The sequence below is a fragment of the Bradyrhizobium sp. genome (genome assembly GCF_030693485.1).
GTDB lineage: Bacteria > Pseudomonadota > Alphaproteobacteria > Rhizobiales > Xanthobacteraceae > Bradyrhizobium.
Window position 1 is genome coordinate 1 of sequence record NZ_JAUYAN010000306.1, and the last position, 8,967, is coordinate 8,967.

10 protein-coding genes, 1 other RNA gene and 1 pseudogene are annotated in these 8,967 nt (G+C 64.9%); 6 read left to right on the forward strand and 6 right to left on the reverse strand.

Annotated features, from left to right (window positions below; genetic code table 11):
- The 5 genes from Q8N40_RS22295 to ffs form a co-directional block, all read right to left on the reverse strand.
- Nucleotides 1–429 carry a hypothetical protein gene (locus Q8N40_RS22295; RefSeq protein WP_305713346.1) on the reverse strand — a complete coding sequence of 143 codons (429 nt, stop codon included), beginning with the start codon at nucleotides 427–429 and terminating at the stop codon, nucleotides 1–3.
- A gap of 28 nt (nucleotides 430–457) precedes the next feature.
- Nucleotides 458–1,063, reverse strand: a complete 606-nt coding sequence (recR, locus tag Q8N40_RS22300; RefSeq protein ID WP_305319956.1) for a recombination mediator RecR — start codon at nucleotides 1,061–1,063, stop codon at nucleotides 458–460.
- Nucleotides 1,064–1,068: 5 nt separating this feature from the next.
- On the reverse strand, nucleotides 1,069–1,389 hold the full coding sequence (locus Q8N40_RS22305) for a YbaB/EbfC family nucleoid-associated protein (protein WP_305713338.1): 321 nt from the start codon (nucleotides 1,387–1,389) through the stop codon (nucleotides 1,069–1,071).
- A gap of 18 nt (nucleotides 1,390–1,407) precedes the next feature.
- Nucleotides 1,408–3,261 (reverse strand): DNA polymerase III subunit gamma/tau, encoded by a 1,854-nt coding sequence (locus tag Q8N40_RS22310; protein WP_305713339.1) that lies wholly within the window; start codon nucleotides 3,259–3,261, stop codon nucleotides 1,408–1,410.
- A 105-nt stretch (nucleotides 3,262–3,366) separates the two neighbouring features.
- Nucleotides 3,367–3,463: signal recognition particle sRNA small type (gene ffs / locus Q8N40_RS22315), an RNA gene on the reverse strand.
- 252 nt (nucleotides 3,464–3,715) lie between these two features.
- Here ffs and Q8N40_RS22320 point away from each other — a divergent pair.
- The 6 genes from Q8N40_RS22320 to Q8N40_RS22345 all read left to right on the forward strand — a co-directional run bounded on the left by Q8N40_RS22320 (nucleotide 3,716) and on the right by Q8N40_RS22345 (nucleotide 8,629).
- Nucleotides 3,716–4,162, forward strand: a complete 447-nt coding sequence (locus Q8N40_RS22320; protein WP_371135788.1) for an HIT domain-containing protein — start codon at nucleotides 3,716–3,718, stop codon at nucleotides 4,160–4,162.
- A 4-nt stretch (nucleotides 4,163–4,166) separates the two neighbouring features.
- On the forward strand, nucleotides 4,167–5,117 hold the full coding sequence (gene nudC / locus Q8N40_RS22325) for an NAD(+) diphosphatase (RefSeq protein ID WP_305713341.1): 951 nt from the start codon (nucleotides 4,167–4,169) through the stop codon (nucleotides 5,115–5,117).
- A gap of 78 nt (nucleotides 5,118–5,195) precedes the next feature.
- A complete protein-coding gene (locus tag Q8N40_RS22330; protein ID WP_305713342.1) occupies nucleotides 5,196–6,158 on the forward strand; it encodes a sugar kinase in 963 nt (320 codons plus the stop codon).
- Between the two features lie 70 nt (nucleotides 6,159–6,228).
- Nucleotides 6,229–6,732, forward strand: coding sequence for an Lrp/AsnC family transcriptional regulator (locus tag Q8N40_RS22335; protein ID WP_305713343.1), 504 nt, complete (start codon nucleotides 6,229–6,231; stop codon nucleotides 6,730–6,732).
- 67 nt (nucleotides 6,733–6,799) lie between these two features.
- A complete protein-coding gene (locus Q8N40_RS22340; protein ID WP_305713344.1) occupies nucleotides 6,800–7,147 on the forward strand; it encodes a hypothetical protein in 348 nt (115 codons plus the stop codon).
- A 15-nt stretch (nucleotides 7,148–7,162) separates the two neighbouring features.
- On the forward strand, nucleotides 7,163–8,629 hold the full coding sequence (locus Q8N40_RS22345) for a methyl-accepting chemotaxis protein (RefSeq protein ID WP_305713345.1): 1,467 nt from the start codon (nucleotides 7,163–7,165) through the stop codon (nucleotides 8,627–8,629).
- Between the two features lie 154 nt (nucleotides 8,630–8,783).
- On the opposite strand, the pseudogene Q8N40_RS22350 reads toward Q8N40_RS22345, so the two are convergent.
- Nucleotides 8,784–8,967 (reverse strand): annotated as a pseudogene (locus tag Q8N40_RS22350) (phosphomannomutase/phosphoglucomutase); the annotation flags it as partial.

An 8,967-nucleotide genomic window follows, 5' to 3' on the forward strand; every position in this document is an offset into this window, starting at 1 on the left:
TCAATGCTTCGTCACCACGCTCCATTTCGTCACCACGGCTTCGCTCATCTGCCCGGCGTCCTGCGCACAGGCGACTTCGTCGACCTTGATCGAGATGGCCTTGCCGATGAAGCCCTTCAGCTGCGCGGTCTGGGCGTCGCTGGAGGTGATGAGCTGGAAGGTTTCAGGCCCCGTCTCCAGGTTGCACAGCCCACTCGGCGGCGGCAGCCGGCGCGGTTCGCTCTTGATCTGGTAGAAGGCGATACGCTTGTCCCTTTTTCCGCCGCGGGCCTTCATGGCATTGAGTTCGCCCGACAGCACGTCGCCGGCGTTGATCAGCCTGCCCGGCTTCGGCGCAGGCTCGGCCTGTTGCGCACTGACGGCAGGCACGGCGCACGTCACTGCAATCGCTGTCACCAAAGCAAGGCGTGGGCCGAATCGTCGAATCATCATGTCGATCATTTCCGTTTGCAGTGTGTCAGAACAGAGTCCGCTGCCGCATGGCTGCGGACAGGGTGCCTTCGTCGAGATAGTCGAGTTCCCCGCCTACCGGCACGCCGTGGGCTAGCCTCGTCACCTTGACGCCGGCCTCCTGCAGCAGGTCGGTGATGTAATGCGCGGTGGTCTGGCCGTCCACCGTCGCATTCAGGGCGAGGATGATTTCGGTCACCCGCTGGTCATGCGCGCGCGCCACCAGCGCGTCGATGGTGAGGTCCTGCGGGCCGACGCCATCGAGCGGCGACAGCGTCGCGCCGAGCACGTGATAGAGGCCGTTGGTGGCGTGCGCGCGCTCCAGCGCCCAGAGATCGGCAACGTCGGCGACCACGACGATGATCGAGGGATCGCGCCGCGGGTCGGTGCACACCGTGCAGGGATTTTGGGTGTCGATATTGCCGCAGGTCCTGCAGACCTGGATCTTGTCGATCGCCACCTGCAATGCGCCGGCCAGCGGCGTCATCAGCGCCTCGCGCTTCTTGATCAGATGCAGCGCCGCGCGCCGCGCCGAGCGCGGGCCGAGCCCCGGCAACCGCGCCAGCAACTGGATCAGACGCTCGATTTCGGGACCGGCAACCGCAGAAGCCATCTGGGCTAGCCGAGCCCCAGTCCAGGCGGCAGGCCGAGCCCGCCGGTAAGCGCCTGCATCTTCTGCTGCATCGCGGCTTCCGCCTTGCGCTGCGCGTCGTTATGCGCGCTCACCAGCAGATCCTCGAGGATTTCGCACTCGTCCGCCTTCATCAGCGACTGATCGATCTTGACGGTCTTGACCTGCATCTTCGCGGTCATGCGCACGCGGACGAGGCCACCGCCGGAAATGCCCTCAACCTCGACATTGCCGAGCTCTTCCTGCATCGCCTGCATCCTGGATTGCAGCTGGGCCGCCTGCTTCATCATGCCGAGGAAATCAGCCATGAACGTTTCCTTCGAAATCTAGAGATCGTCGTTGTCGGGAGTCTCGGCGGGGTCTTCACCGCTAACATCGGATTCCGGCGACTCGGGGGCAAGCTTGCGCACCTCGATCACCTTGGCGCCGGGAAATCGCGCCAGCACCTCCTGCACCCGCGGATCGGCTTCGGCGGCGCGCTCCCGCTGGTTCTTCTGGGTTTCGTTCTGGGAACGCAGCGTCGCCTGTCCAGGCTCATTGGACACGATCACGGTCCAGCGCCGCCCGGTCCATTGTTCCAGCTTGCGGGAGAGATCGTTGACCAGGGTTCGCGGCGCGCTTGGCTCCAGCGCCAGTTCGAGCCGGCCGTCCTCGATCCGAACCAGGCGGACATGGGCTTCCAGGGCGCCCTTGATCATGAGATCGCGCTTCCCGCCCGCCAGCGCCACCAGTTCGGGGAAGCTGGCGATCTTCATCGCCGCCGGAGCCGACTGCGTATCGGATTCCGGCGCCATCATCTGTGGTCGCGCGGATGCCTCGGCACTGGCGCGCGGCGCAGAAGATGCGCGGGCTGCCGATGAGGACATCGAGGATACCGTCGATGCGGACGTGGCGAAGCCCGACGCCGAACTCGATGCGGCCACCGGCGAGGCGCCGCCGTTCTGGTCCAGCATCCGGATCGCCTCGTCCGGCGTCGGCATGTCCGCGACATAGGCGATGCGCACCAGCACCATTTCGGCCGCGGCCGCCGGCCGGGTCGCGGCCTGCAGCTCGGTGATGCCCTTGAGCAGCATCTGCCACATCCTCGACAGGACGCGCATCGAGAGCTTCGAGGCGAAGTCGCGGGCGCGCACGCGCTCGGTTTCGCCGAACGCGACATTGTCGGCGGTGGCCGGCACGATCTTGACCCGGGTGACGAAATTGACGAATTCGGCGAGGTCGCTCAGCACCACGATCGGGTCGGCGCCGGTGTCGTATTGCTCGCGGAATTCCCGGAACGCGCTGGCGATGTCGCCGCGAACGAGCGAATCGAACAGATCGATCACTCTTGTGCGGTCGGCAAGGCCCAGCATCTGCCGCACCGCATCGGCGCGCACCGGGCCCGCCGCATGCGCGATGGCCTGGTCGAACAGCGACAGCGAATCGCGCACCGAGCCTTCCGCCGCGCGGGCGATGATGCCGAGCGCCTCCGGCTCGACCTCGACATTCTCCTTGCCCGCGATATTGGCGAGATGGCCCATCAGCACGTCGGCATCGACCCGGCGCAGGTCGAATCGCTGGCAGCGCGACAGCACGGTGACGGGGACCTTGCGGATTTCGGTGGTGGCGAAGACGAATTTGGCGTGTTCCGGCGGCTCTTCCAGCGTCTTCAGGAAGGCGTTGAAGGCCGCGGTCGAGAGCATGTGGACTTCGTCGATGATGTAGACCTTGTAGCGCGCGCTGGCCGGCGCGTAGCGCACGCTGTCGTTGATCTGGCGCACGTCATCGACGCCGGTATGGGAGGCGGCGTCCATCTCCAGCACGTCCATGTGCCGGCTTTCCATGATGGCCTGGCAATGCACGCCGGGCACCGGCATGTGGATGGTCGGCCCCTTCACCGATCCGTCCGGCAGTTCGTAATTCAGCGCGCGGGCGAGGATCCGCGCCGTGGTGGTCTTGCCGACGCCGCGCACCCCGGTCAGGATCCAGGCCTGCGGAATCCGCCCGGTTTCGAATGCGTTCGACACCGTGCGGACCACGGCATCCTGGCCGATGAGGTCCTCGAAACTGGAGGGGCGGTATTTGCGCGCCAGCACCCGGTAGTGCTTGCCGGCTTCCGGGGGGCCGCCGAGATCGAAGCCGCCCTGATGGACACTTTCAGGTTCATGGGGGGGCGTTACGGGAGTGGCAGCGTCGGTCATCGATCGATCCGCAATGTTTGTCTCTCGAAGCCGGCTTGCGGAACGGGAAGGAATCGAGCGCAGGACGGGATAGACCCATCTTGCGCGATTCGCTCGAAAAAACAGGTAGGAGACTGACGAGCGACCCGATCCGGACCTCGTTAGGGCTGCTTCCTTCCGGACCTGACCCGGTTGGCGAGTGGCTCGTCCACCGCCAATCTCCCGGTCCTTATTTGGGGCCAAAAGCCCCGGAAAGCAAGCGGGGCCCCGGTCATGACGCCCCGCTACCGGGTCTCGCCTCTGGCGAGCCCGATGACAGGCTGCTGCGGGGTATCCAGTAGTCCGGGGCCTCGCGGATCCACCGAGACGTCGCCGGGTACTGGATCATCCGCTTTCGCGGATGACGACGCCTTGATAAGACACTGGGAGCGGTGTCCATTTCAGGCCACTTCAGCCCGAAGCCATCGAGAAAACGATGGACGCCCCTGGAACCCACATGCCTTCTGACGCTCCCGCCTGGTCGCTGCATTCCCAGCTCAAGAAAGACACCATCGATATCGGCGACCTGCCGCTGTGCAAGGTGCTGGTGATCAAGGACGCGCATTACCCCTGGCTGCTGCTGGTGCCGCGCCGGGCCGATACTGTCGAGATCATCGACCACGACGAGGTCGAGCAGGCGCAATTGACGACGGAAACCTCCCGTGTCGCCCGTGCCCTGAAAGAGATCACGAAGTGCGACAAGCTGAATATCGCGGCGCTGGGCAATGTGGTGCCGCAGCTGCATGTCCATGTCATCGCGCGCCGCACCAGTGACGCCGCCTGGCCGCGTCCGGTCTGGGGAGTGATGCCGCCGCTCGCGCATGACGCGGAAGAAGTCCAGAATTTCATCAGCGCGCTTCGTCGCAAGATTTGGCTTGGTTGAACTCATGACAGCATTCGATTCCTTTCCGCTCGGCCGTCCCGCCTTCGTCACCAACATTCTCGATCGTGCCGCGCATCTGCGCGGCAATGACGAAAAACTGTTCGCACTGGAGAGGCATCGCGACGCCCGCGCCTATGTGGTGCATCGCGATTCGCTGCTCGTGAGGCAGGATGCCGGCGGCCCCCGTGTGCTGCTCACCATCGACGAGGCGCTGAAATTCGGCGCCAATCCCGGCACCATCTTTCTCGGTCTGCGCGACGGTGCTGCGGTGTTCGGCATGGGGATCTCGGCGGCATCGGTTGAAAAACTGTTGACCCGCGACGACGTCGCCGTCACCGAACTGCGCGGCATGGCCATGCAGGGCACGGTTCCGCCCGAGCAGCTCTCGGCGATCGCGATGGCGAAATCGATGGTGAGCTGGCACCAGCGCCACGGCTTCTGCGCCAATTGCGGCACCCGCACCGGGATGAAGGAAGGCGGCTGGAAGCGCGATTGCCCGAGCTGCAAGGCCGAGCATTTTCCGCGCACCGACCCCGTGGTGATCATGCTGGTGACGTCAGGCGAAAAGGTCCTGCTCGGCCGCCAGAAGCAGTTCCTGCCGGGAATGTATTCTTGTCTGGCCGGCTTCGTCGAAGCCGCCGAAACCATCGAGGACGCGGTTCGCCGCGAGATTTTCGAGGAATCCGGAATTCGCTGCACCGACGTCAATTACTACATGACGCAGCCTTGGCCCTATCCGTCATCCCTGATGATCGGCTGCACCGCACGCGCCACCAACGAAGACATCATCATCGACCATATGGAACTCGAGGATGCCCGCTGGTTCAGCCGCGCCGAGGCGACCCTGATGATCAAGCGGGAGCATCCCGACGGCCTCGCCGGCCCGCACCCGTTTGCGATTGCCCATCATTTGCTCGGACGCTGGCTGCATGAGCGCCCGGACACAGGCGCATAGCGGGAACACGCCATGGTTCCATCGATTAACCCGACACAGGTTCCGGCACAAAGCGGGGCCGCGATGACGGATAACCGCATGAATTTTCACACTGCCGCGCCAAAAATCCCGCCGCGCACCCTTTGCATCGGCATGCCGGTGCGCGACCTCACCTTCCGCGTCAGTGGTGTTCCGGGGCGCGGATCGAAGGAGAATGCCACCCATTTCGACGAGATTTGCGGCGGCAACGCGCTCAACGCCGCGATCGGCATTGTCCGCCTCGGCGGGCGTGCCTCGATCTGCGGTCCGATGGGCGACGCCCGCGAAGCATCCAGCCGCTTCATCTTCGAAAAGCTCGCGCATGAGGGCATCGAAACCAGGCACATCATCCACATGCAGGGACTGGTGACACCGATCTCAGCCGTGATGGTCGATCCCAGCGGTGAGCGCACCATCGTGACCTTCCGGGATCCGGAACTGTGGAAAGTACGGCTGCCCAGTGCCGAGACACTGCTGGAGGATTGCGCCGCCATCCTCACCGAGAGCCGCGCCGCGGAATTCTGCACCGATTTGTGCGCCGAGGCGCGTCGGCGCGGCATCCCTGTCATCGTGGACGTCGACCGCGCGATGTCGCTGCGCGAAGGTTTGCTCAACGCATCTTCCCATCTGGTATTCTCGAGCGAGCCGCTGCAGGAGACCGCCGGCGTCACCGACGACGGCGAAGCGCTGAGAAAGATTGCAAAACTGACGCCGGCCTTCCTGGCGGGGACGCGCGGGCCGAAAGGCACGATCTGGCTCGACGAGCAGGGCCAGCTGCAGGAGACGCCGGCCTTCCCGGTCCACACCGTGGACACGCTGGGCGCCGGCGACGTCTTCCATGGCGCTTTCGCGCTCGCGATCACCGAGAATCAGGAACTGCGGCAGACGCTGCGGTTCGCTTCGGCCGCCGCGGCGCTGAAATGCACCCGCCACGGCGGCGCCTTTGCTGCGCCGCAACGCGTTGAAGTAGAAAAGCTTTTGAGCCAGAGCCAGCCCGCCGCCCCGGCGCAGGGCGATCAATAGCGGACTTGTCTTAGAAGAATTTTCTCTATATGAGGGTAATTCGCATCCCCGATGGAACAAAGTTCTTCTCATGACTGATGTCGCCCTTCAGATCAACGAACCCAACCGTCGCCTCGACGCCATCGACCGCAAGATCCTGACCGTGTTGCAGGAAGACGCCTCGCTCTCGGTCGCCGAGATCGGTGATCGCGTCGGCCTGTCGTCGACGCCGTGCTGGAAGCGGATCCAGCGGCTGGAGGCCGACGGCGTCATCCTGCGCCGGGTCGCGCTGGTCGACCAGAACAAGATCGGGCTCGGCATCACGGTGTTCGTCTCGGTCGAGAGCGCCGATCATTCGGAGGCCTGGCTCAAGACCTTTGCCGGCGCCGTCAGCGCGATGCCGGAGGTGATGGAGTTCTACCGCATGGCCGGCGACGTCGACTACATGCTGCGCGTCGTGGTCGCGGACATGGCGAGCTATGATATCTTCTACAAGAAATTGATCGGCGCCGTGCCGCTGAAGAACGTCACCTCGCGCTTTGCGATGGAGAAGATCAAGTCGGTGACGGCGCTGCCGGTGCCGGCGGTGGCCTGACAGGCATCCTCCGTAGTTCCCTGCGGGTGTTCATCCAAAATTAGCTTTGTCGCGCTAACCAGTCCAAATGGGCCCGGACCGGAACATCATCACGTCGCGCTTGCCGGCCTGGTTCAACGCCACCGCCTTGCTGCTTGCCAGCGTTGTCGCTGTCGCGGCGCTCTCGCTTCAGGTTCGTCCCGGCACAGAAGTTGTTGCCGTCGCCTTTCCACCGTGGTGGAACTCCCAGCAAACTTTCGCGGCCACAGCCTCCGCCGACGCCGCCATCGTCCGAACGACCGCCGTCGCCGCCATTCTCGTGGTCAGACCGAGCGATCAGGAAGGCCTGCGCCGACTGCGCCAGGCCGGCGCGTGGCTGACGATCGATCCCCAAGCCATTGCTGCCTGCTTCAACACTCCCGCCAATGAAATCTGAGGAGGAAATCCGAGCATGAATATCGGCAGCAAGGATCTGGACGCGTTGCGCGAAACCGCCAGCAAGGCGCTGATCGCGCTGCTCTGGCTGCATGTTCCGATTGCGATGGCCGTCGGCATGGCGCGCGGCGCCTGGCTGATGCCGACCTTTCTAACGACCGCCTTCGCCGCGGCAGCGACGTTGTCGTGGCGCGCCGCAGGCAACGGGCTTTCGACCAGCCTCGTGGTCGCCGTCGCGCTGATGGGCGGGGTTTCGGTGTTCACCTGGGAACTCGCGGGGCATCCCTGGCAGATCGACATGCACATGTACTTCTTCGCGGCCCTGGCCTGCCTCGTCGCCTATTGCGACGTCAGGCCGATCCTGGCCGGAACGATTGCCGTCGCCCTGCATCATCTGGCGCTGAATTTCATCATTCCGGCGGCGATCTTCCCGGGCGGCGCCGACTTTGGCCGCGTGGTGCTTCATGCCGGCATTCTCATTCTCGAAGCCGCCGTGCTGGTTCTGGTTGCCTATCAGCTGGAGCGGCTGTTCATGACGACGGCGCAGAAGACCGCCGAGGTTGAAGCCGCAAACGCCGCCGAGGCCCGCGCCACCGCCGAGCGCGGCCAGGCCGAGCAGCAGGCCAGGCTGGAGCGTGACGTGGCCATGCGCCGGCTCGCCACCGAATTCGAAGACAAGATCGGCCATATCGTCGAAGCCGTCGCCATCGCCGCCCGCGAGATGCAGGGCATGTCTTCGTCGATGAGCAACAGCAGCGGGGACGCCGCGCGACAGACCGCGGCAGCCGCCGCTGCATCGACCCAGGCCTCGCTCAATGTCGGAACCGTGGCCTCGGCTGCCGAGCAATTGACCGCCTCGATCAGCGAGATTGCCCAGCAGGCGACGCGTTCCGCCACCGTCACCGGAAAGGCGGCCGATGAAGCCCGCCGCACCAACGCCGTGGTCGAGGGCCTCGCCGCGGGGACCCAGAAGATCGGCGAGGTCGTGACTCTGATCCAGAGCATCGCCAGCCAGACCAACCTGCTGGCCCTCAATGCCACGATCGAAGCCGCGCGCGCCGGCGAGCACGGCCGCGGCTTTGCAGTGGTCGCCAGCGAGGTCAAGGCGCTGGCCAATCAGACCGCGCAGGCGACCGAGGAAATCTCCTCGCAGATCCAGAGCATCCAGGCAGCGACCGGCGAGGCCGTCAGCGCGATCCAGGCGATCGGCGGCACCATCGCCGAAATCAACGAAATCTCCAATGCCATCGCGACCGCGGTCGAACAACAGGGTCTGGCGACACGCGAGATCTCCGGCAACGTGCAGCAGGCGGCGAACGGCACCCGCGAGGTCAACGAGAACATCGTCGGCGTCGCCGAGGCTTCCAGCGATCTCGGCAGTTCGGCGTCGAAACTGCTGGACGCCGCAACAGGGTTGTCATCGCAATCCGAACGGCTGAAGTTCGAGGTCGGTAGCTTCCTGGGGTCGGTGCGCGCGGCGTAGGTACATTGCGTGTCCCGGACGCGGCGCGGCAGGAAAGCGACGCGACGCAGAGCCGGGACCCATATGGCAACGGGCTCCGCGCAAAATGCGTGGGTCCCGTTCTGCGGCGCACGATTTCGCTTCTCTCAAATTGCGCCGCGCCCGGGACACCAACTCAAATCGTCTGATTATACGCGCCGACCTCGGGGTGCGTCCGCAGCACCACGTTCATCGCCTCGAACAGATCGTGCATGCGCTGCGCGCTGACCGGACTTTCGACCACGACCACCAGTTCCGGCTTGTTGGATGACGCCCGCACCAGGCCCCAGCTGCCGTCCTCGACGGTGACGCGCACGCCG

Excerpts from the sequence above, each read along its gene's own strand:
- Q8N40_RS22295 (WP_305713346.1), bottom strand. The coding sequence starts at position 429 with ATGATTCGACGATTCGGCCCACGCCTTGCTTTGGTGACAGCGATTGCA.
- recR (WP_305319956.1), bottom strand. The coding sequence starts at position 1,063 with ATGGCTTCTGCGGTTGCCGGTCCCGAAATCGAGCGTCTGATCCAGTTG.
- Q8N40_RS22305 (WP_305713338.1), bottom strand. The coding sequence starts at position 1,389 with ATGGCTGATTTCCTCGGCATGATGAAGCAGGCGGCCCAGCTGCAATCC.
- Q8N40_RS22310 (WP_305713339.1), bottom strand. The coding sequence starts at position 3,261 with ATGACCGACGCTGCCACTCCCGTAACGCCCCCCCATGAACCTGAAAGT.
- Q8N40_RS22320 (WP_371135788.1), top strand. The coding sequence starts at position 3,716 with ATGGACGCCCCTGGAACCCACATGCCTTCTGACGCTCCCGCCTGGTCG.
- nudC (WP_305713341.1), top strand. The coding sequence starts at position 4,167 with ATGACAGCATTCGATTCCTTTCCGCTCGGCCGTCCCGCCTTCGTCACC.
- Q8N40_RS22330 (WP_305713342.1), top strand. The coding sequence starts at position 5,196 with ATGAATTTTCACACTGCCGCGCCAAAAATCCCGCCGCGCACCCTTTGC.
- Q8N40_RS22335 (WP_305713343.1), top strand. The coding sequence starts at position 6,229 with ATGACTGATGTCGCCCTTCAGATCAACGAACCCAACCGTCGCCTCGAC.
- Q8N40_RS22340 (WP_305713344.1), top strand. The coding sequence starts at position 6,800 with ATGGGCCCGGACCGGAACATCATCACGTCGCGCTTGCCGGCCTGGTTC.
- Q8N40_RS22345 (WP_305713345.1), top strand. The coding sequence starts at position 7,163 with ATGAATATCGGCAGCAAGGATCTGGACGCGTTGCGCGAAACCGCCAGC.